This is a genomic window from Proteus faecis, assembly GCF_030286765.1.
In the GTDB taxonomy this organism is placed as follows: Bacteria; Pseudomonadota; Gammaproteobacteria; order Enterobacterales; family Enterobacteriaceae; genus Proteus; species Proteus faecis.
The window spans coordinates 216,627-239,580 of record NZ_JASVWV010000005.1; the positions used below are offsets into that span (position 1 = coordinate 216,627).

Consider the following 22,954-nt stretch of genomic DNA (forward strand, 5'->3'; position numbering starts at 1 on the left):
TTTAATTATTATTTTTTAATGAACTGCGTCTTACTAATGCAACACCTGCACCCACTAAAACGCCAATAGCGCCCCAAAGTACCATCATAAAGGCACGACGAGGGCTATCTCGTTTTACAGGATCTTCAGGGGTACGTAGAAAACGGTAAGTTTGGAAGTTGTCTTGTAATTTTGCGCCCACAGTAAGGGTCGCTAACATTGCCGTATTTTGATCGTAATCACTATCAAAATCAGCACCTGTGGCGATTAAAGTTTCTAGCTGTGATTGCAACAGAGGTACACCTAACAGAAACAGTTTAGAATCCGGTAACTCATCAATCGCAATCGAGGTTTGTTTTTGAGAAATACCTTGTTTCTCAGCCACTTTGATTGATTGCTCTAATAAGTTAATTTGGCGTTGATACGCAGATTGAGCTGCCATTTCTTGGCGTTTAACTAGCGCTTTCATTGATTGAGTTCTAGTCGACCAAGCTGTTATCACTTCATCATTAAGATGGGTAGATGCTCTTTTATTAGCAAAAGCAATATACTCATTTAATAATTGGCTCGCTTCTTTTGATGTTTCTGCGATAAGTTTCAGTTGATCATTAACTAATTTTTTCTCATCGGCAGGCGTAAATTGAATATTGTTAATTAACTCATCCAATAATGCAGCATTAGCCTGTTCATCACTCTCTTTGCGCTGTTTAAAATAATCCGTTTGCAACCAAAACTCACGACGTGTATCAAATGCAGCAACCTGAGTAATAAACTCTTGATAAGCTTCATCTGAAATAGTTAAAGCGGAGGTTTGTGCCGCTGGATTAATCTGTGTATCAAGATTGCGCAAGAATTGAGATTGCGAATAATAACTGCCTAAGTTATTAATCGTTGGTTTCTCTGTCATTGCGATCGCACTCCATTTGGGTTGCATCAAATAAGATGCACCCAGTGCAATCACGGCAAAAAGCAGAGCGAACCCTATAATCCAGCTTTTTCCTGACCAAAGTGCACAAAAAAGACCTCGAATATCGAGTTCATTATCTGGCTGATCACCCTGTCGGGAGGCGTTATTTTCCGAGTTCATCACGTTAAAAAACCTCTGCTTATATTAATGCTGTTGTGTTGCTCTACGTAAGCGACGCTTATGTCGTTTAATAAAACGAGCGACTCGCCACGCGCGTTTAATGCAATAACCATACATAACAAATGCAAGCAAGAATAATGCCAACATAAACCATTCAGGTACAAATGATAGGTTCTGACCGATAATACCAATCGCGGCTAATAACGCGGCTGACAATGTAATCAGAATGAAAGCTTGGCGGGAGGTAAAACCTGCACGCATAATCAAATGGTGAATATGTTGACGGTCTGGAGAGAAAGGACTCATTCCTTTACGTAAACGACGGTACATAATTGCCACCATATCCATAAGAGGGATAGCAATTATCCATAATGCAGTTACTGCTTTAACTGGGCGAGGCTGAGTTTGTGTGGATGCAACCAATAACCAAATAATAGTAAATCCAATCAGTGTACTTCCCGCATCGCCCATAAAGACTTTGAATTTTTTACCGCAAACGCCTAAGTTTAAAAAGATATAAGGTAAAATTGCCGCGATAAATGAGAAGCACCAGAATGCAAGAGCGGAGTTGCCACCTTGATATAATAAAATACCAAGTGCACCAAAAGAGACACAAGAAAGACCGCCTAATAACCCATCAATACCATCAACCATATTAAAGGCATTGATTGCTGCCCAAACCGCGAAAAGTGTAACAATATAGCCGAAAGGCCCTAAATGCATTTCCCAAGGACCAAAAGCATGACCTAGTGTGTCGAGTTTTAACCCCGCCCCCACCATCATCACGATCCCAACAAAAGCTTGGATTGTTGCTCTAATTTTGACACTTATATCGAAGCGATCATCTAATGCGCCGATAAAAACAAGAAGTCCCGCACATGCCAGATACAATTCCTTATGAGGAATATAGATATCTGAAATATAAAATGCGAAAACAATACCAAAATAGACTGATATTCCGCCAACTAGGGGGATCAATCCATGATGTTTTTTACGATAATTCGGTTTATCTACGAGTCCAATTTTCTTTGCAATTTTACGAGCCAAGAATAAAAATGCGAAAGAAAATAAGAACACATAAAAAACGCTTGTGCTCATTTTTAGTATATCCACAGTACGGTTCTCTATAATAAATATAGCTGGTTATTTTACGCTTCCATGTGTTTTTATTCTTTTTCCAGCCTCACCACGACGAGTTTATTCAAAACCCACCACCCCTCATCAATTATAAGTTTTCCTTAACTATTTTTATTGATGCCATCGCTATTTTTATCAATTACCAAAACATGCAATATATATACCAACATCTCACTAAAATATTGCAATCTAAATTTGGATTACATCCATAAAAAACAAAAAACGCCACAACTATTGTGGCGTTTTCATCATATCGTCATTCTTACAAAATAAACGAGCTTAACAGCATATAAATTGAGGTGATATTACTTATTCTGTAATAGAGCACACTATTTTAATCCTATTCTCAGCTCAATCACTTTGTTAATACACTTTATGAACGTTTCATAAAGTCGAAGAACTCTTCATTGGTCTTAGTCATTGCTAACTTATTAATGAGGAATTCCATTGCGTCAATTTCACCCATTGGATGAATAATTTTACGCAAGATCCACATTTTTTGTAGCTCATCTTGAGACGTCAGTAACTCTTCTTTACGTGTACCAGAACGATTGTAATCAATTGCTGGGAAAACACGTTTTTCAGCAATTTTACGAGACAGGTGTAATTCCATATTACCTGTACCCTTAAATTCTTCGTAGATAACTTCATCCATCTTAGAACCCGTATCGACTAATGCTGTAGCAATGATAGTTAAGCTACCACCTTCTTCAACATTACGAGCCGCACCGAAGAAACGTTTAGGACGATGTAATGCGTTTGCATCCACACCACCTGTTAACACTTTACCTGATGAAGGAACAACAGTGTTATAAGCACGCGCTAAACGTGTGATGGAGTCTAACAGGATAATAACGTCTTTTTTATGCTCAACTAAGCGCTTCGCTTTTTCAATCACCATTTCTGCAACTTGTACGTGGCGAGAAGCGGGTTCATCAAAGGTTGACGCAATAACTTCACCTTTAACTAAGCGTTGCATTTCTGTCACTTCTTCTGGACGTTCATCAATCAGAAGTACCATTAATACACAATCGGGGTAGTTATGAGCAATATTTGCTGCAATATTTTGCAGCAACATGGTTTTACCTGCTTTTGGTGGAGCAACGATAAGACCACGTTGACCACGGCCAATAGGTGCCGCTAAGTCAAGAACACGCGCGGTTAAGTCTTCTGTTGAACCATTACCACGCTCCATGCGTAAACGATTATTAGCATGTAAAGGTGTTAAGTTTTCAAAGAGGATTTTACTGCGGGCATTTTCTGGTTTATCAAAGTTAACTTCATTAACTTTTAGGAGGGCAAAATAACGCTCACCTTCTTTAGGAGGACGAATTTTCCCTGCGATGGTGTCACCAGTGCGAAGGTTAAAACGGCGAATTTGACTTGGAGAAACATAGATATCATCGGGACCAGCAAGGTAGGAACTGTCTGCGGAACGTAGGAAGCCGAAGCCATCCTGCAATATTTCCAGCACACCGTCACCGAAAATATCTTCTCCACTTTTCGCGTGTTGCTTCAAGATAGAGAAAATAATGTCTTGCTTTCTCATTCGAGCCAGGTTCTCTAGCCCCATATTTTCGCCAAGTGCTATCAGTTCTGATACCGGCGTATTTTTTAATTCGGTAAGATTCATAATGGTGGGTTCTTAATAACTCGGGGTAACTCTCGAACTATGAACGTGAATAGTATAACAGCGAATCGCTGTCAGTTTCGTCATGTGTAAAATTACAGATTATAACTTTCTAACATAAAGGTATAACTAAAATGATAATGTTAGAGAGTGTTAATACTATATAGACCAGTCTGCTTTATCCCAGAGAAGTGACATTCATTTTCGTGATGCATGAGTGTACTTTCAACTTATGGGTTAGGAACATACTTTGGAAAAATTTATATTCCTTGAATACTATAGATTATTCTAAGGCAACTTGACTGGTTAGATGAATTCAGATTACTTATATTAAATATCATATTAGATTAAATATCATATCATGTTATTCAATTCTATTACTTTGCACGCTTGATATTCAATATCTCAGACTTATTTAATCATGTCTAATCATATTGACAAGTAGATCCGATATATTATGTAAGTAAGTGGCGCTAACTTACCATGCTTCGAAGCGGACGTCTAGCGGTCAATAACAGAAATACTGACAAGATCTAAACGTCCTACTTTATTTTTGATATCTAAATCAAATTAGATATTTTCGTCTAAAAACTCTTTCAGTTGAGTTTTTGACAATGCGCCTACTTTTGTCGCAGCAACTGCACCGTTTTTGAATAAAATTAGTGTAGGAATACCGCGAATACCGTATTTTGGTGCTGTCAGCGGGTTTTGATCGATGTTTAGCTTCGCAACTGTTAATTTACCAGCGTATTCTGTTGCAACTTCATCTAGAATAGGAGCAATCATTTTACATGGGCCACACCATTCAGCCCAGAAATCAACAAGCACAGGGCCGGTTGCATTTAATACATCAGCATCGAATTTGCTGTCAGATAAGTGAAGGATTTTATCGCTCATTGTTCTACTCCAAAGAATAATATTGACCGTACCAGTGTAACATTAAATAACAAAAGTCTGTCTGCATTTCAGCGGATAAACTTTTGTAATGCAACCTATAACTGATATTCTATTACATTATGAGCAAAACATATTTGACAGAAAAGAAGTTTTCCGACTTCGCCTTGCATCCCAAAGTGATAGAAGCCCTTGAAAAAAAAGGGTTCTCTAATTGTACACAAATTCAGGCATTGACGTTACCTATCACTGTGAAAGGTCAAGACATTGCCGGGCAAGCCCAAACAGGAACAGGAAAAACGTTGGCATTTTTAACCTCAACGTTTCATTATCTTTTAACACACCCTGCTAAAGAAGGGCATGAAACTAATCAACCTCGTGCACTTATTATGGCGCCAACACGCGAATTAGCTGTGCAGATTTATTCTGATGCTAAAGAGCTTGCGCAAAGTACAGGAATTAAAATGGGTCTCGCCTACGGTGGCGATGGCTATGACGAACAACTCAAAGTATTAAGTAATGGTGTCGATATTGTTATTGGCACAACAGGTCGTTTAATTGACTACGTTAAGCAAGGACATATTAACCTTAACGCAATCCAAGTTGTGGTACTTGATGAAGCTGACAGAATGTACGATCTCGGCTTTATTAAAGATATTCGTTGGATCTTCCGCCGTATGCCAGTTGCCACTGAGCGTATGAATATGCTGTTCTCTGCAACGCTTTCTTACCGTGTAAGAGAACTGGCTTTTGAGCAGATGAATAATCCTGAATATGTTGAAGTGGAACCTGAACAAAAAACAGGTTTTAGCATAAAAGAAGAACTCTTTTATCCTTCAAATGAAGAGAAAATGCGTCTTCTTCAAACATTAATTGAAGAAGAATGGCCAGATCGCTGTATTATTTTCGCCAATACAAAACATCGCTGTGACGACATTTGGGCACACCTTGTCGCCGATGGACACCGCGTTGGTTTATTAACAGGTGATGTACCTCAGAAAAAACGTCTACGCATTTTAGAAGATTTTACCCAAGGTAATCTTGATATTTTGGTTGCCACTGACGTTGCCGCTAGAGGTCTTCATATTCCATCAGTAACTCATGTTTTTAACTATGATTTACCTGATGATTGTGAAGACTATGTTCACCGTATTGGTAGAACAGGACGCGCTGGAAATAGTGGTAACTCAATCAGCCTTGCATGTGAAGAATATGCACTGAATTTACCAGCAATTGAAACTTATATTCAACATGCTATTCCTGTGAGTAAATATAATAGTGATGCGTTATTAACTGATCTCCCTGAGCCTAAACGCCGTCACCGTCCTCGCCAAGGTCAGCCTCGTCGCAATAATGCGTCTGCGCGAAATAATAGAGGAAATAATACTCAACGTAACAACCGAAATAAACGCCCGAGTCATCCATAAATTATGCTGAAATCCTCATCACTTTATGCTGCTATTGATTTAGGTTCTAACAGTTTTCATATGTTAGTCGTTCGAGAAATCGCGGGCTCTATACAAGTGCTTTCCCGTGTAAAACGTAAAGTTCGACTCGCTGCAGGCCTAAACAGTGAAAATGAATTGTCAGAGCAGGCAATGGAACGCGGTTGGCAATGTTTACGACTTTTTTCTGAATATCTACGTGATATTCCAGCTGAACAAATCAGAGTCGTAGCAACAGCCACATTACGTATTGCTAAGAATGCGGATATTTTTGTCGCAAAAGCGTCTGAAATATTAGGTAATACTGTTCATGTTATCAGTGGTGAGGAAGAAGCGCGCCTTATCTATCGTGGCGTTGCACATACTACTGGTGGTGCAGAGCAACGTTTAGTCGTCGATATTGGTGGGGGTAGTACAGAGCTGGTAACTGGTACGGGTGCTAAAACGACGCAATTAATGAGCTTAAGTATGGGCTGTGTCACTTGGTTAGAGCGCTATTTTACTGATCGCTCTTTAACCCAAGAAAATTTTGCTAAAGCACAAGACGCAGCCAAAGCGATACTCGCCCCAGTGGCAGATAAATTAATTGAGCAAGGCTGGCAAGTGTGTGTGGGTGCCTCTGGTACTGTACAAGCATTACAAGAGATCATGATTGCTCAAGGTATGGATGAATTAATCACTTTACCTAAGCTTGAGCGACTCAAATACAAAGCCATTGAGTGTGGAAAACTAGAAGAACTGGAAATTGAAGGACTTACTTTTGAACGCGCTTTAGTGTTTCCAAGTGGGCTTGCTATCTTAATCGCCATATTTGAAACACTGCATATCGACAATATGATCTTAGCAGGTGGGGCATTGCGAGAGGGGTTAGTCTATGGAATGTTGCATCTTCCTATTGAGCAAGATATCCGCCAACGTACTCTTCGTAATGTCCAGCGCCGGTTTCAAATTGATATTGAGCAAGCACATCGAGTTCAACAACTGGCAGAACACTTTTTTATCCAAGTCAGTAAAAGTTGGCAGTTAGATAATCGTTGCCGTGAATTGCTTAATAGCGCTAGTGCATTACATGAAATTGGCCTAAGTGTCGATTTCCGCCAAGCACCTTCACATGCAAGCTATCTGATCTCTCATCTTGATTTACCAGGATATACTCCTGCCCAACGACGTTTATTAGCTTCTTTGCTAAAAAACCAAACTGGGATCATCGATCTTGCCCCCCTTAATCATCAAAATGCCCTGCCGATAACTCAAGCCAATCGACTAGTGCGTTTACTGCGATTAGCCATCATTTTTGCTAGCCGTCGCCGAGATGATACGCTCCCAGAATTACGATTACGCACTGAAGATGAAAAACTCATTATTACATTGCCATATCAATGGCTTAATGATCATCCATTGCGTGCTGAAAATCTCCAAGAAGAGATCCAACTTCAGAGTTATGTCCATTGGTCTTTAATGATTGAAGAACAAAATAGCTCTCGTATAAGTTAACCTTTTTACTTATACAAAAATAAAAACCCCTTGGCGATCAATATGCCAAGGGGTTTATTTTATCTACTGTTCTCTACGCTATTCCGGTTTATGCCTTGCCAACATCGCTCTTAATCCTGCAACACCTTTTTGCCCTTTCTCTTGTTTTTCCTCTGCACTTAACACTTTCTTTTTATTGGTATCCCAATTCAAATCATCTTGAGGTAACTCATAAAGAAAGCGGCTTGGATCAGGTTTGATTAATTCACCATATTGACGCCGTTCTTTACATAACGTAAACGTAAGTGTTTTTTGTGCTCGAGTAATTCCCACATAAGCAAGACGTCTTTCTTCTTCTACATTATCTTCATCAATGCTACTTTGATGTGGCAATATCCCCTCTTCCATTCCCACTAAAAACACATGAGGAAATTCAAGACCTTTAGAGGCATGTAACGTCATTAACTGAACTTGATCTAACTCTTCTTCTGTTTCTCCTCGCTCCATCATATCACGCAAGGTAAAACGGTTAACGACTTGGGAAAGCGTCATAGGCTCATGTAATTCATCACCTTCAAGCATTTCACTCATCCATAAAAATAGCTGATTAATATTTTTCATCCTCATTTCTGCAGCTTTCGCACTACTTGAGGTTTCATATAACCAACTTTCATAATCCATTTCATGCAATAAATCACGCACAGCTAATAGTGGCTCTCGTTCTGATTTTTGTACTATACGCGACATCCATTGTGAAAATGCTTGTAATGAATTCAAGCCTCGGCCTGTTAATGTTTGGCTTAACCCTAAATCAAAGCAGGCATTGTATAAGCTTTTATCTCGAACTTTTGCCCACTCACCTAATTTTTGGATCGTCATAGGTCCGATTTCACGACGAGGCTTGTTCACAATACGTAAAAATGCGGCATCATCATCAGGATTAGTAATAACGCGTAAATAGGCTAGAATATCTTTTATCTCTTCTCGTGAAAAAAAAGAGGTTTCACCTGAAATACGATAAGGAATACGATTTTGCATCAAGTATTTTTCAAAAATACGAGACTGATGATTACCACGATAAAGGATCGCATAATCCTTATAATTAGTTTTATTAATAAAGTGATGGGCAATTAATTCACCAGCTACACGCTCAGCTTCATGCTCTTCATTATTCGCCGTTAAAACTCGCAGTTCATCACCATAACCTAATTCTGAAAAGAGTCGTTTTTCAAAGACATGGGGATTATTCTCAATCAAGATATTCGCTGATTTTAAAATACGCCCAGAAGAGCGATAGTTTTGCTCAAGCTTGATCACATTAAGTTGTGGAAAATCTTTTTGTAATAACACTAAATTTTGAGGGCGAGCGCCACGCCATGAATAAATGGATTGGTCATCATCGCCGACAACCGTAAAGCGAGCCCTTTCGCCAACCAACCATTTAACCAATTCATATTGACTGGTATTAGTATCTTGATATTCATCCACCAGCAAATAGCGGATACGTCTTTGCCAGCGCTCCCTCACTTCTTCATTCGTGCGCAATAACATAGTCGGTCGGCTAATTAAGTCATCAAAGTCGAGCACATTGCAACTACGCAAATGTTGTTCATAACGTCGGAAGCATTCGGCAAATGTATGATCTTGTTGTGATCTCGCCATTCCCATTGCTTGTTCTGGCGTAAGCATGTCATTTTTCCAGTTAGAGATTTGGCTCTTTAACTGGGAAAGTAAATCTTTATCTTCTTCTAATAAATCAGCCGTTAATTCTTTGAGCAAGGCGGATTGGTCTTGATCATCAAACAATGAAAATTTCGCTTTAATACCGAGTGCTTTATATTCACGTTTAATAATTTCTAATCCCAAGGTATGGAACGTTGAGATCATTAACCCCTTCGCTTCTTGTCGACCTAAGGTTTGAGCAACACGCTCTTTCATTTCACGTGCTGCTTTATTGGTAAACGTAACCGCTGCAATTTGCTTTGCTGAGTATTGGCATTGACGAATAAGGTGTGCAATTTTATTGGTAATAACCCGTGTTTTACCTGAGCCCGCACCAGCCAAGACCAAACAAGGGCCTGACACATATTCCACTGCTTTTTGCTGACCAGGATTTAATCGCATACTTTTTCCAAACTTCATTAACCAAGAACATAACGGGGAATAATTGTAGCAGAAATCAACCAAAGTCTTGAGTCATTCCCTCTTTCAACTTTCCCTAAAATTATCAAAACAAAAAACCGTATTTCATTAAGAAACACGGTTTTCAATAAATTTGGATCTTACGCTTATTTTTCTAAGCGATTTACGAGAGAAGAAGGTGGCAAAGGAGGTTATCCCAAGGAGCATACATGAGTATGTGGCTTGGGTAACCGAGTGTAGCCAACGCACTTATCGCGTAAAGAGCGACGAAAAATTAGTTACCGACAGCAATCTTTTTCATATCCGTCATATACCCACGCAACGTTTTACCTACCGCTTCAATTGGGTGCTGACGAATGGCTTCATTGATATCACGTAATTGTGCATTATCTGTTCCATTATCTTGAACTTTCTTCGCTAAATCACCAGATTGCAATGTTGTCATAAACTCTTTCAGCATAGGAACAACAGCGAATGAGAACAGATAGTTGCCATATTCTGCGGTATCAGAAATAACCACATTCATTTCATACAAACGCTTACGAGCGATGGTATTCGCGATTAATGGCAACTCATGCAGTGATTCATAATAAGCTGACTCTGCAAAGATCCCTGCTTCAATCATGGTATCAAAGGCTAATTCAACACCAGCTTTAACCATTGCAACCATTAAGACACCGTGATCAAAGTACTCTTGCTCACTGATTTTACCCTCATATTCAGGATAATTTTCAAATGCGCTGGCTCCAGTCTCTTCACGCCATGTCAGCAAGTTTTTATCATCATTTGCCCAGTCAACCATCATCGTTTCAGAGAATTTACCTGAAATGATATCATCCATATGTTTCGCAAACAGTGGCGCCATAATCTCTTTCAGTTGCTCTGATAATGCATAGGCACGGATTTTCGCTGGGTTAGATAATCTGTCCATCATCAAGGTGATACCACCTTGCTTGAGTGCTTCTGTAATGGTTTCCCAACCAAACTGAATCAATTTACCTGCATAGCCAGGTTCAACACCATCGGCAACCATTTTGTCATAACATAACAGAGAGCCTGCTTGTAACATACCGCACAGAATAGTCTGCTCACCCATTAAGTCAGATTTTACTTCGGCAACGAAAGAAGATTCTAAAACACCCGCACGATGACCACCTGTTGCCGCTGCCCATGCTTTCGCGATGGCCATACCTTCACCTTTTGCATCATTTTCAGGGTGAACAGCAATCAGTGTTGGAACACCAAAACCACGCTTATATTCTTCGCGAACTTCTGTGCCCGGACATTTTGGTGCAACCATCACAACGGTGATGTCATCGCGAATTTTTTCGCCAACTTCAACGATATTAAAACCATGAGAGTAACCTAATGCTGCACCTGATTTCATCAGTGGTTGAACAGCTTGAACAACAGCAGAGTGCTGTTTGTCTGGCGTTAAGTTAACCACTAAATCTGCTTGAGGGATCAACGCTTCATAGGTTCCAACCTCAAAGCCGTTTTCGGTCGCGCGACGCCATGATGCACGTTTCTCATCAATCGCTTCTTGGCGTAAGGCATACGCGATATTCAAGCCTGAATCACGCATATTTAGACCTTGGTTAAGGCCTTGTGCGCCACAACCGATGATAACGACTTTTTTGCCTTTCAAGTAATTTGCTTCATCAGCAAATTCTTCACGCGACATAAAGCGACATTTACCCAATTGCGACAACTGCTGACGCAGATTCAGTGTATTAAAATAATTTGCCATAAGGGACTCCAAAATCGTTGTGTATGTGTTTGCTATTATTATCCTCACTCTTTGTGAGGTGCTACATGACTTTACTATAGGGGATGAAAGCCATTGCTTAAATTGATATATTTACAAGATAGTGTTGCAAAAAATGCAACGTTCTTTTTTATCACCTAAGGTGGATGACAATGGATATTCGCGATCTCAAACTCTTCCTACATTTAGCTGAAAGTTGTCACTTCACCAAAACGGCACAAGCGATGCATGTCAGCCCTTCCACGCTCTCACGCCAAATTCAACGCCTTGAAGAGAGCTTAGGTCACCCACTGTTTTTACGTGATAACCGACAAGTCACGCTCACTGATGCTGGCGAACAATTAAAGCGCTATGCTCAACAGACTTTGTTGCAATATAAGCAACTGAAGCATACGCTAAACCAAAATAGCCCAAGCCTTTCTGGTGAACTACGACTATTTTGTTCTGTAACAGCAGCTTACAGCCACTTACCACCTATTCTTGACCGTTTTCGTGCAGAAAATCCATTAGTTGAAATAAAACTCACTACTGGAGATGCGGCTGATGCCGTCGATAAAGTGCTATCTGATGAAGCGGATTTAGGTATTGCAGGAAAACCTGAAAAGCTACCTGAAAATATCTGCTTTGAAAAAATAGGGGAAATTCCATTAGTACTGATTGTGCCAGCCCTGCCTTGTAATGTTCGCCATCTTGCAACACAAGAGAACCCCGATTGGCTTAATATTCCCTTTATCATTCCTGAACATGGTCCATCACGACAACGAATTGCATTATGGTTTAAACGCCACCGCATCCATAATCCCTTAATTTATGCGACTGTTTCAGGACATGAAGCGATTGTCTCAATGGTTGCGTTAGGTTGTGGTATTGCACTTATTCCGCAAGTTGTCGTTGATAACTGCCCAGAGCCCGTTCGTAATCGCATCTCTTCATTGGATAATATTTCAATGGTAGAACCTTTCGAATTAGGCGTTTGCGGATCACACAAACGCCTTCAAGAGCCAGTGATCAGTGCTTTTTGGCGATTACTCCACAACTAAACTTGTCGTTTGTGGTGACAGGAATAACTGAAAAGAAGGATTTCCTGTCTCATCATGATATTCATAACCTAATGCATCTAAATGTCGCTCGAAACGACCTTCGGTTTCAGGGAGTTCAAACGCCACCAGCACACGCCCGTAATCAGTGCCATGACTACGATAGTGGAATAATGTGATATTCCAATAAGCCCCTAATGTTTTTAAAAATTTCATTAAAGCGCCCGGGGACTCAGGAAATTCAAAACTAAATAGACGCTCTTTAAGCGATTTATTAGGACGTCCCCCCACCATATAACGCACATGAAGTTTTGCCATTTCATCGTCAGAAAGATCAGCGACTTGATAACCTGAAGCCGTTAGCTCGCGTAAAATTTCTTTTCGCTCTTGTAAACCTTGGCTTAAACGTACCCCGACAAAAATACGTGCATTTTCAGGATCCGCATCGCTATAACGATAGTTAAACTCTGTCACTACACGCTGCCCTAAGATCTGACAAAAACGTAAAAAACTGCCCTTTTGCTCTGGAATAGTCACAGCAAATAACGCTTCACGTTTTTCGCCTAGCTCACAGCGTTCAGAAACATAACGTAGCCCATGAAAATTCACATTTGCACCGGAAAGCACATGAGCTAGACGCTCACCTTTGATCTGGTGCTGTTCTACGTATTTTTTAAGTCCTGCTAATGCCAATGCGCCTGAAGGCTCTGCAATTGCACGCACATCTTCAAATAAATCTTTTACTGCTGCACAAATTTGATCACTATCAACAGTAATCACATCATCGACATACTTCTGGCATAAACGAAAAGTTTCATCACCAATACGCTTAACAGCAACACCTTCTGCAAATAAGCCTACCCGAGCTAATTCAACAGGATGCCCAGCCTCTAACGCTGCTTTTAAACATGCCGCATCTTCTGCTTCAACACCGATAATCTTAATTTCTGGCATAAGTTGTTTGATTAATACAGCCACGCCAGCAATTAAACCGCCCCCTCCTACGGGTACGAAAATACGATCGAGATGAACATCTTGTTGTAAGAGTTCCATTGCGAGTGTTGCCTGTCCTGCAATTACTGCAGGATGATCAAAAGGTGGAACAAAGGTATATCCCATCTCTTCAGACAGTGCGATAGCTTTCGCTTTTGCTTCATCAAAATTGGCACCATAAAGTAGCGCTTCTCCACCAAATTGGCGAACAGCATCCACTTTAATATCCGCCGTTGCTACTGGCATTACGATTAATGCCTTTACCCCCATTCGATTCGCTGACAAAGCAACACCTTGAGCGTGGTTGCCCGCTGAAGCAGTCACAACACCTTTCGCCTTTTGTTCAGGAGTCAGCCCTGCAATCATGGTGTAAGCACCACGTAATTTAAAGCTATGAACAGGCTGTCGGTCTTCACGCTTAACTAAAATTGTATTCTCTAAACGTGCAGAGATTTTTGTCATTTCTTGAAGTGGAGTGACTATTGCGGCTTCATAAACAGGTGCACTCAGCGCCGCTTTCAAATATTCAGCACTACTTGGTGCTGAACTTAAAGGTCTAAAAGCAGCCATTCTTAGCCCCCTAATTTAGATTTATCACGCACCGCACCTTTATCCGCACTAGTGGCTAAAGAGGCATAAGCTCGTAAAGCAAACGAAACTTGGCGCTGTCTATTTTGTGGTGTCCACGCTTTATTACCGCGAGCCATTTGGGCATCACGACGTGCAGATAACGTTTGATCATCCACCTTTAAGGAGATCTCGCGAGTTGGAATATTGATAGAAACAATATCGCCTTCTTCAACTAAACCAATCACGCCACCATTTGCTGCTTCAGGCGAGACGTGCCCAATGGATAAACCCGATGTTCCGCCAGAAAAACGACCATCAGTAATCAATGCGCAAGCTTTACCTAACCCCATAGATTTTAAATAAGAAGTTGGATACAGCATCTCTTGCATACCAGGACCACCTTTAGGGCCTTCATAGCGGATAATAACTACATCACCAGCAACCACTTTGCCACCTAAAATAGCCTCTACTGCATCATCTTGGCTTTCATATACTTTTGCTGGGCCACTAAAGATGAGATTATCTTCATCAACACCCGCCGTTTTAACGATACAGCCATCTTCAGCTAAATTACCTGATAGCACGGCTAATCCACCATCTTGGCTATAAGCATGTTCTTTGCTACGGATACAGCCATTTTCACGATCCATATCTAAAGTTGGCCAACGACAATTTTGTGAAAAAGCTTTCGTTGTACGAATACCTGCGGGGCCTGCTTTGAACATCGATTTTACTTGCTCATCTTGTGTTAACATCACATCATATTGCGATAATGTTTCTGGTAAACTTAATCCTAAGATATTATTAACATTGCGATTAAGTAATCCTGCTCTGTCTAACTCACCTAAAATACCCATAACACCACCAGCACGATGAACATCTTCCATATGATATTTTTGTGTACTTGGTGCGACTTTACATAAATGAGGAACTTGGCGAGAAAGTCTGTCGATATCTTCCATGGTGAAGTTAACATCACCTTCTTGCGCGGCTGCCAATAAATGCAGAACCGTATTTGTTGAGCCCCCCATTGCAATATCTAAGATCATCGCATTTTCAAAAGCTTCTTTTTTAGCGATATTGCGCGGTAATGCGGATTCATCATCCTTTTCATAATAGCGCTTGGTTAATTCAACAATACGCTTACCTGCGTTGATAAACAGCGTTTCACGATCTGCATGTGTCGCTAATAATGAGCCATTTCCAGGTTGAGATAACCCCAGAGCTTCTGTTAAACAATTCATGGAATTTGCGGTAAACATGCCCGAACACGATCCACACGTCGGACAAGCAGATCGTTCGATTTGCTCACTATCAGCATCGCTGACATTTGGATTCGCCCCTTGGATCATGGCATCAACTAGATCCAACTTGATCAGTTGATCTGAAAGCTTTGTTTTACCTGCTTCCATAGGGCCTCCCGAAACAAAAATAACAGGGATATTTAAGCGTAAAGAGGCCATTAACATTCCTGGGGTGATCTTGTCGCAGTTTGAGATACACACCATCGCATCAGCACAGTGCGCATTAACCATATATTCAACAGAGTCAGCGATAAGTTCACGCGATGGCAAAGAGTAAAGCATGCCACCATGACCCATTGCGATACCGTCATCAACCGCAATGGTATTAAATTCTTTAGCAACACCACCAGCGGCTTCAATTTGCTCAGCAACGAGTTTTCCTAAATCCCGCAGATGTACATGACCTGGTACAAATTGCGTAAATGAGTTCACAACAGCGATAATGGGTTTACCAAAATCAGCATCAGTCATTCCCGTTGCACGCCATAAGGCACGGGCTCCAGCCATATTACGACCGTGTGTCGTTGTCGCTGAACGGTATTTAGGCATTTTTCACACTCCTGCGATAAATAAAGCGAGCAGGGAACGATCTACCCGCTAAATAAAATTATTTGATTATGTTTATGAATTTATTGGATCTAACCAGCCGTATTTATCTTCTGTCTCACCAGTAAACAGTCCAAAGAAGGCTTTTTGAATTGATTTAGTCACCGGGCCACAACGTCCAATACCGACTTGAATACCATCAACACTACGTACTGGCGTTATCTCTGCAGCTGTTCCTGACATAAAGACTTCATCTGCAAGATAAAGTGATTCACGAGAAAGTACTTGTTCACGCACTTCATAACCGAGATCTTTTGCTAATTTGATGATGGCATCACGCGTGATCCCTGGTAAGGCTGATGAAGTAAATGGAGGCGTAAAAATAACACCATCTTTTACTTCAAATAGGTTTTCACCTGCACCTTCAGATAAGTAGCCATGAACATCTAATGCAATCCCTTCTTGATAACCATGACGGCGAGCTTCGCTTCCCACTAATAATGAAGATAAATAGTTGCCACCGGCTTTTGCTGCAGTTGGAATAGTATTTGGTGCAGCGCGATGCCAAGAAGAAACCATTGCATCAATACCTTTATCTAAAGCTTCTTCACCGAGATATGCTCCCCATGGGAATGCAGCAATGATCACGTCTGTTTTATAACCTGCCGGAGGATTAACACCCATACCGACATCACCAATGAAAACTAATGGACGAATATAAGCACTGACTAATTTGTTTTTACGTAAGGTTTCACGACATGCTTCCATTAACTCATCAACACTTTGCTCAACAGGCATACGGTAGATTTTGGCTGAGTCATGTAAACGTTGCATATGCTCACGATGGCGAAATACCACAGGACCTTTATGAGAATTATAACAACGCACACCTTCGAATACGGAAGTACCATAATGCAATGCGTGAGACATCACATGAACCTTTGCCTCAGCCCATGGAACCATTTCACCGTTAAACCAAATATAATCAGCTTGCTTTGTCATTCTTTTATCCTTACATGGCACTTAGTGCATTCATGAATCGTAATTTTTCTTTCTGTTGATGTAATACTTGAATACCTGCAACATCAGCTAATTTTGTTAACTGGCTGCACAGAAGTTCTAATGGGCGCTGACTACTCACCGTCAGGCTTAAGTTAATATTGTTGCTCTCTGTGATATTCATATTCATTGAGCATATATGAAAACCACGATGACGAATAACTCTTAGGATACGTTCTAAGATCTCTGGACAAAAACGGGCTTCAATTGTGATATTGTGTTGGTTCATTTTGATTTCTCCATCATCTCATCATTACTTGCGCCCGGCGGGACTAAAGGCCAGACATTTTCTGCGTCATCGATAGATACCTGTAATAAGTAAGGGCCATCGCTCTCTAATAAACATTTTATTGCATCAGCAACTTGTGCTTTTTCTGTGATACGTTGCCCAGGAATATCAAAGGCCTTGGCTAAGGCAACAAAATCTGGGTTATCTGTTAAAATTGTTTCGCTATAACGTTGTTCAAAAAATAACTCTTGCCATTGACGAACCATACCAAGACGTTGGTTATCTAATAACACCAATTTGATAGGTAATTGTTTACGTTTAATTGTGCCCAGCTCCTGCACATTCATCATAAAAGAACCATCACCAGATACGCAGATAACACATGCATCAGGTCTAGCAATTTGAGCACCTACTGCTGCAGGAATACCAAACCCCATGGTGCCTAACCCACTTGAAGTGATAAAATTTTCAGGTGCATCAAACGTCATATGTTGTGCTGACCACATTTGATGTTGGCCAACATCTGTTGTCACAACCGTATTTTCAGGTTTTGCATCTGATAATTGTTTTAATAATAAAGGCGCATAAATTGCTGAACCTGGATGATCATAACGCCATGCATGTTCTGCTTTTAATTCTTGTACTTCTTGTTGCCAAGTAGCGATAAATAATGGCTGAAACAAAGCAGGTAACAACTCTTTCGCATCACCCAACAATGCAACATGAGCTTGTTTTAATTTATTTAATTCTGCATGGTCGATATCGATATGGATAACCTTGGCATTAGGTGCAAAAGTATTTAATCGCCCTGTTACGCGATCATCAAAACGTGCACCAACAGCGATTAATAAATCACTACGCTGAACGGCATAATTTGCCGCTTTAGTGCCATGCATACCAAGCATACCGAGATAATTGGCATCTAATGCATCAGCACAGCCTAGCCCTTTTAAAGTGGAAACAACCGGGATTTCTGTTTGCTTCACAAATTCTCTTAACGTTGCCACTGCATTACTCATGGCAACCCCTCCACCGACATACAAAATTGGTTTTTTTGCCTTTGCTAACATCAGCTTAGCTTGAGTCAGCTCTTGTGTTGGGTAAGGAAATTCTTGCTCTTCTGGTAATTCATAACTTGATAAATGGGAAGCATCAGCCAATTGAACATCTTTAGGAATATCAATTAAAACCGGTCCAGGGCGACCTTGAGAAGCAATAGAGAATGCCTCTGATAACACTCTAGGTAATTCATCAACGGTAGACACTAAAAAGCTATGTTTCGTACATGCTAATGAAAGACCTAAAACATCTATTTCTTGGAATGCATCAGTCCCAATCAAATCGGAAGCAACTTGCCCAGTGATAGCAACAACAGGCACAGAATCTAACAATGCATCAGCAAGTCCAGTGATAACATTAGTAGCGCCTGGGCCTGATGTCGCAATACAAACCCCCGTTGTACCAGTAGAGCGGGCGAAACCGATAGCAGCAATGGCAGCACCTTGTTCATGACGACATAAAATGTGTTCAACACCGCCATCATAGAGTGCGTCATAAACAGGCATAATCGCACCACCAGGATAACCAAAGACTGTCTCGACTTGATGTTTTCGTAATGCCTGTACTAACCACTGTGCTCCATTCATTCTTTCACCCTGCCATCTTAACTTCTTGTTTAATTTAAATTTATTTTCCACTCAATCTCTTTTTCAAACTCAGGCTTAAAAAAAACCCCCGCGCCTTTCGGTGCGGGGGTTTTTAAGAGATCCGGCTAGTTTAGTTAGCCTTTCTTCGTCCTAGTGCAGCCCCGCACGGTGGGTTAATAATCACCACCACGCTGATAATAATTAGGCTAATCACTAGGACGATAGTATTCATAGTTTTATAATTTCTTTTCTTATTTAAAATGTATGTTTGTAATATTGTGTTGTGTTTTCTTTCACTCTGTCCTTTTAGAGTTATCATGATATTTTAGAATTGACAATGTTTATTTTTAAAAAAAATCTAACATCATGAATTTCATGTGTTTTTTTATACCACAAACACACAGCAGAGTATTAATCTATAAAGTATTTATTTTTTAGTTATTAACACTAAGTAAGAACAGGTTATTTTGTTTTTTCTACTATTGCATTTTATTATTCCAAGTTAAAAATTAATGGCATTTTTCATTATATTTATATTAATTTATTAAATTATTTATTTAATAAATTAAATGTTAAATTTCAATAAATTACATTATTCTTGAGATATCTCGCATTTATTTAACTCTCCATTTAACACAAAAGAAAAAATAATTTAAAAAGAAAAAAATAATGGAGAATAAAAAATGGCATTAGCAATAATATATACGCGTGCTTCTTTAGGAATATCAGCTCCACTTATTACTATCGAGGCACATATTAGTCAGGGATTACCTGGATTAACATTAGTTGGATTACCTGAAACTGTCGTAAAAGAAGCAAAAGATAGAGTAAGGAGTGCATTAATTAATAGCGGATATATTTATCCCGCAAAAAGAATAACGATTAATCTTTCACCTGCCGATTTACCCAAAGAAGGCGCACGTTATGATTTACCTATTGCACTAGCAATACTCATTGCATCAGAACAATTAAAATCAAATAAATTAGAGTGTTATGAGTTTATTGGAGAGCTTGCACTTTCTGGAAAATTACAACGAGTTAATGCGGTTATTCCATCAATTCTTAGTGCCTCAAAAGATCGTCGAATATGTATTGTATCAACAGAACATCAAACTGAAGTTTCATTATTACCCAATAAATCAGCTTTATTGGCCTCTCATCTTTTAGAGATTTGTCATTATCTAGAAAATAATACGCCATTAATTGAAACAGAAAGTTTCATTATTAATGAGGAAATTAAAAATCAAGATAATAAAGATATGAGCGATATAATTGGTCAAAATAATGCAAAAAGAGCAGCGGAAATCACAGCAGCAGGAAATCACAATATTTTATTTCTTGGTCCACCAGGAACAGGAAAAACAATGTTAGCACAAAGGATAAGTACGCTTCTTCCCCCCTTAACCGCTAAAGAAGCACTTGATGTATTAATCATTAGCAGCTTAAGAGGCCTGACATTTAATGAGAGAAAATGGCCAACAAGACCATTTAGAGCCCCACATCATACTTCCTCTGCTGTTGCTTTAACAGGAGGTGGTTCTCTACCTAAACCAGGAGAAATTACATTAGCACATCACGGTATTTTATTTTTAGATGAATTGCCAGAATTTGAGCGTCGTGTACTCGATGCATTACGTGAACCTCTAGACGCTAGAGAAATTACTATTTCACGCGCAAAAGCCAAAATAAGCTATCCTGCTAATGTATTATTGGTCGGTGCATTAAACCCAAGCCCAACAGGGCATTATCAAGGTAATCATAATCGAGCACCAATAAAACAGATCCTGCGCTATTTAAGCAAGGTTTCTGGACCTTTTTTAGATAGGTTTGATTTATCTGTCGAAATGCCACTTCTTCCTCAAGGTTCGCTTATTCACCCTACATTTACCACTGAAAATAGTTCAACAATTAGAAAACGAGTTCTAAAGGCTAGAGAAAGACAATTTTCACGATGTGGAAAAGTGAATACTTATCTCACCGGAAAAGAGATTGAAAACTATTGCTCATTAAATACCAGTGATGCCACTTTTCTTGAAGATACGCTTAATAAATTAGGACTATCGATACGAGCTTGGCATAAAATTTTAAGAGTATCGAGGACTATTGCAGATCTCGAAAATGAAGAGAAAATACAGAGAAATCATTTAATTGAAGCATTAAGCTTTCGTGCAATGGATAGATTAATGATCTATTTACAAAAGCAATTAGATGGGTAAATAAAAAGGAGCGAAAAAACGCTCCTTTTTACTAAAACTAATGATATTAATCATCAGAATCGGTATAGTCATCAGATGGATCGAGCTGTGGCTTTCCACCCGATAATGTATGAAAACGTTTTGGACGACTTATACGACTCGTATATTTCTTCCAAATTTTTTCTTCGATCGTTGCTGCTTCTCGTTCGCCACGACACATGGCAACAAATAATTTTTCCGCTTCAGTTGTAGGCTCTCGTTTGCCTAAATCAAGCTCATTAAAGGCTTGACCATGACGTTCCAATATCTGGGATTCCTTGATAGTGAAATCGCCATGACGAGAAAAACCACGCGGATAATGTTTATTGTCAAAAAAACGATTAGTCGTGATAAAACTTTCTGCCATCTGACACACTCCTAATTCTCTATCGTCATACTTATGGCGCGGAGTATTAGATAGTCATGCGGTTCTGTAAAACAAAATATTTAAATCGTAACGACAAATTTTTTTGGAGATAGATGTGGATACCGAATTACTGAAAACCTTTTTGGAAGTCAGTAAGACTAGACACTTTGGACGAGCCGCTGAATCTCTTTATCTAACGCAGTCTGCGGTTAGTTTTAGAATACGACAATTGGAAACACAATTAGGCACAAATCTATTCACTCGCCATCGTAATAATATTCGTTTAACTGTCGCGGGTGAAAGACTGATCCCCTATGCTGAATCGTTAATGAATACGTGGCTTCTCGCCAAAAAAGAGATTAGCCATGCTTCTCAACATTCAGAGCTATCAATTGGCGCCACAGCATCACTCTGGGAAGCATATCTAACATCTTGGTTACAGGAGTCTTATCTAGAAAAAAAAGAGCTTAGAATCGAATCTAGAGTCTCTACACGGCAGTCTCTTGTAAAACAACTTCATGCAAGAGAGCTAGATCTTCTTTTTACGACTGAAGCACCCAAGATGGATGAATTAGAAAGTAAAATTATTGGTGATATTACTTTTCAGTTGATGAAAATAGCATCACATAAAACAGAAGAAATAGTACAATTTATCAAGATTGAATGGAGTGCTGATTTTCAGCCTTTTCTTCCTAATGAGTCAGTGCAAAAGATTGAGCCTATTTTAACCACTAACTCTGCAATGATTGCTTATCAGTTAATGAAAACAACACGAGCAGTTGCATTCCTGCCTACACATTGGCTCGATCTCTATTCAGATCTAGTACCAGCCTCAACAGAAATTATTCAAAAACCTTTATTTGCGGTTTGGCTAAATACTAGTGATCAACAAGTATTGATACAACAGCTATTAAAACAACCAATAAATCATCAATAAAGCTTAAATCTACCCTATAGCCATTCATTCATAGTATTAAAACGAATCACCTTTGGATTTAAGCTTTATCTCTAAAATTTTCATTACATATATTTTAACGACATATAACAGAGAATATTACTGATAGGTATTGGTAAAAGAAGAGCATTAGTAGGTTAGGTGAAAGGAGTTTAGTGCAGTAAATATTGAGCATATACAAATAACAAAAAGCCCAGTTAATTAACTGGGCTACAAAGAAGTATAAATTTTGTTATTACTTAATTGGTAACTGGCAGGGGCGGAGAGGCTCGAACTCCCAACACCCGGTTTTGGAGACCGGTGCTCTACCAATTGAACTACGCCCCTAAATAGTTGGCGGAACGGACGGGACTCGAACCCGCGACCCCCTGCGTGACAGGCAGGTATTCTAACCAACTGAACTACCGCTCCGCGTATTCTTTTTGCGATTAATGTTATTTTTAACACTAACGCTTTAAT

The 22,954-nt window shown here is 39.7% G+C and carries 18 protein-coding genes and 2 tRNA genes; 5 read left to right on the top strand and 15 right to left on the bottom strand.

All coding sequences use genetic code 11. The annotated features are described in order from the left end of the window. Position 1: 1 nt before the first annotated feature. From wzzE to trxA, 4 genes are all read right to left on the bottom strand, one after another. The gene (gene wzzE / locus QSH13_RS09375) at positions 2–1,066 is read right to left on the bottom strand and encodes an ECA polysaccharide chain length modulation protein (RefSeq protein WP_109396595.1); all 1,065 of its coding nucleotides are present in this window, start codon (positions 1,064–1,066) and stop codon (positions 2–4) included. Positions 1,067–1,090: 24 nt separating this feature from the next. Then, complete coding sequence (gene wecA, locus QSH13_RS09380; RefSeq protein ID WP_072064615.1) at positions 1,091–2,179, bottom strand: UDP-N-acetylglucosamine--undecaprenyl-phosphate N-acetylglucosaminephosphotransferase; 1,089 nt, start codon at positions 2,177–2,179, stop codon at positions 1,091–1,093. 397 nt (positions 2,180–2,576) lie between these two features. Continuing rightward, the gene (gene rho, locus QSH13_RS09385; RefSeq protein WP_023583649.1) at positions 2,577–3,836 is read right to left on the bottom strand and encodes a transcription termination factor Rho; all 1,260 of its coding nucleotides are present in this window, start codon (positions 3,834–3,836) and stop codon (positions 2,577–2,579) included. A 567-nt stretch (positions 3,837–4,403) separates the two neighbouring features. Then, a complete protein-coding gene (trxA, locus tag QSH13_RS09390; RefSeq protein ID WP_006535838.1) occupies positions 4,404–4,730 on the bottom strand; it encodes a thioredoxin TrxA in 327 nt (108 codons plus the stop codon). A 119-nt stretch (positions 4,731–4,849) separates the two neighbouring features. Between trxA and rhlB the strand changes: the two genes are divergently transcribed. Further along, positions 4,850–6,154, top strand: a complete 1,305-nt coding sequence (gene rhlB, locus QSH13_RS09395; protein ID WP_109396593.1) for an ATP-dependent RNA helicase RhlB — start codon at positions 4,850–4,852, stop codon at positions 6,152–6,154. 3 nt (positions 6,155–6,157) lie between these two features. Continuing rightward, on the top strand, positions 6,158–7,666 hold the full coding sequence (gene gppA, locus QSH13_RS09400) for a guanosine-5'-triphosphate,3'-diphosphate diphosphatase (RefSeq protein WP_286039072.1): 1,509 nt from the start codon (positions 6,158–6,160) through the stop codon (positions 7,664–7,666). Between the two features lie 78 nt (positions 7,667–7,744). On the opposite strand, the gene rep is transcribed toward gppA, so the two are convergent. Both rep and ilvC read right to left on the bottom strand, forming a co-directional pair. Then, positions 7,745–9,769, bottom strand: a complete 2,025-nt coding sequence (gene rep / locus QSH13_RS09405) for a DNA helicase Rep (RefSeq protein ID WP_109396590.1) — start codon at positions 9,767–9,769, stop codon at positions 7,745–7,747. A 292-nt stretch (positions 9,770–10,061) separates the two neighbouring features. Then, positions 10,062–11,537, bottom strand: a complete 1,476-nt coding sequence (gene ilvC / locus QSH13_RS09410) for a ketol-acid reductoisomerase (protein ID WP_286039073.1) — start codon at positions 11,535–11,537, stop codon at positions 10,062–10,064. A 170-nt stretch (positions 11,538–11,707) separates the two neighbouring features. Between ilvC and ilvY the strand changes: the two genes are divergently transcribed. After that, positions 11,708–12,595, top strand: coding sequence for an HTH-type transcriptional activator IlvY (gene ilvY, locus QSH13_RS09415; RefSeq protein ID WP_109396584.1), 888 nt, complete (start codon positions 11,708–11,710; stop codon positions 12,593–12,595). Here ilvY and ilvA read toward each other — a convergent pair. The 6 genes from ilvA to ilvL all read right to left on the bottom strand — a co-directional run bounded on the left by ilvA (position 12,581) and on the right by ilvL (position 19,171). After that, a complete protein-coding gene (gene ilvA, locus QSH13_RS09420; RefSeq protein WP_109396583.1) occupies positions 12,581–14,155 on the bottom strand; it encodes a threonine ammonia-lyase, biosynthetic in 1,575 nt (524 codons plus the stop codon). The two genes, ilvY and ilvA, sit on opposite strands and share 15 nt — an antisense overlap. 2 nt (positions 14,156–14,157) lie before the next feature. After that, positions 14,158–16,008 carry a dihydroxy-acid dehydratase gene (gene ilvD, locus QSH13_RS09425; protein WP_109396581.1) on the bottom strand — a complete coding sequence of 617 codons (1,851 nt, stop codon included), beginning with the start codon at positions 16,006–16,008 and terminating at the stop codon, positions 14,158–14,160. A 72-nt stretch (positions 16,009–16,080) separates the two neighbouring features. Next, complete coding sequence (gene ilvE / locus QSH13_RS09430) at positions 16,081–17,007, bottom strand: branched-chain-amino-acid transaminase (protein WP_109396579.1); 927 nt, start codon at positions 17,005–17,007, stop codon at positions 16,081–16,083. A 10-nt stretch (positions 17,008–17,017) separates the two neighbouring features. Further along, on the bottom strand, positions 17,018–17,293 hold the full coding sequence (gene ilvM / locus QSH13_RS09435; RefSeq protein WP_072064623.1) for an acetolactate synthase 2 small subunit: 276 nt from the start codon (positions 17,291–17,293) through the stop codon (positions 17,018–17,020). After that, the gene (gene ilvG, locus QSH13_RS09440; protein WP_109396799.1) at positions 17,290–18,939 is read right to left on the bottom strand and encodes an acetolactate synthase 2 catalytic subunit; all 1,650 of its coding nucleotides are present in this window, start codon (positions 18,937–18,939) and stop codon (positions 17,290–17,292) included. Before ilvG ends, ilvM begins: the two co-directional genes overlap by 4 nt. 130 nt (positions 18,940–19,069) lie before the next feature. Continuing rightward, positions 19,070–19,171, bottom strand: a complete 102-nt coding sequence (gene ilvL / locus QSH13_RS09445) for an ilv operon leader peptide (RefSeq protein ID WP_072064625.1) — start codon at positions 19,169–19,171, stop codon at positions 19,070–19,072. Positions 19,172–19,622: 451 nt separating this feature from the next. Here ilvL and QSH13_RS09450 point away from each other — a divergent pair, with 451 nt between their 5' ends. Next, positions 19,623–21,155, top strand: coding sequence for a YifB family Mg chelatase-like AAA ATPase (locus tag QSH13_RS09450; RefSeq protein ID WP_286039074.1), 1,533 nt, complete (start codon positions 19,623–19,625; stop codon positions 21,153–21,155). A 46-nt stretch (positions 21,156–21,201) separates the two neighbouring features. On the opposite strand, the gene QSH13_RS09455 is transcribed toward QSH13_RS09450, so the two are convergent. Further along, the gene (locus tag QSH13_RS09455; RefSeq protein ID WP_023583664.1) at positions 21,202–21,540 is read right to left on the bottom strand and encodes a MaoP family protein; all 339 of its coding nucleotides are present in this window, start codon (positions 21,538–21,540) and stop codon (positions 21,202–21,204) included. Between the two features lie 115 nt (positions 21,541–21,655). Between QSH13_RS09455 and hdfR the strand changes: the two genes are divergently transcribed. Beyond that, positions 21,656–22,477: an HTH-type transcriptional regulator HdfR gene (hdfR, locus tag QSH13_RS09460; protein ID WP_286039075.1), complete on the top strand. Its 822-nt coding sequence runs from the start codon at positions 21,656–21,658 to the stop codon at positions 22,475–22,477. 269 nt (positions 22,478–22,746) lie between these two features. Here hdfR and QSH13_RS09465 read toward each other — a convergent pair. Then, positions 22,747–22,822 (bottom strand) — tRNA-Trp (locus QSH13_RS09465). A 7-nt stretch (positions 22,823–22,829) separates the two neighbouring features. Further along, positions 22,830–22,906, bottom strand: a tRNA-Asp gene (locus tag QSH13_RS09470). Positions 22,907–22,954: the final 48 nt, after the last annotated feature.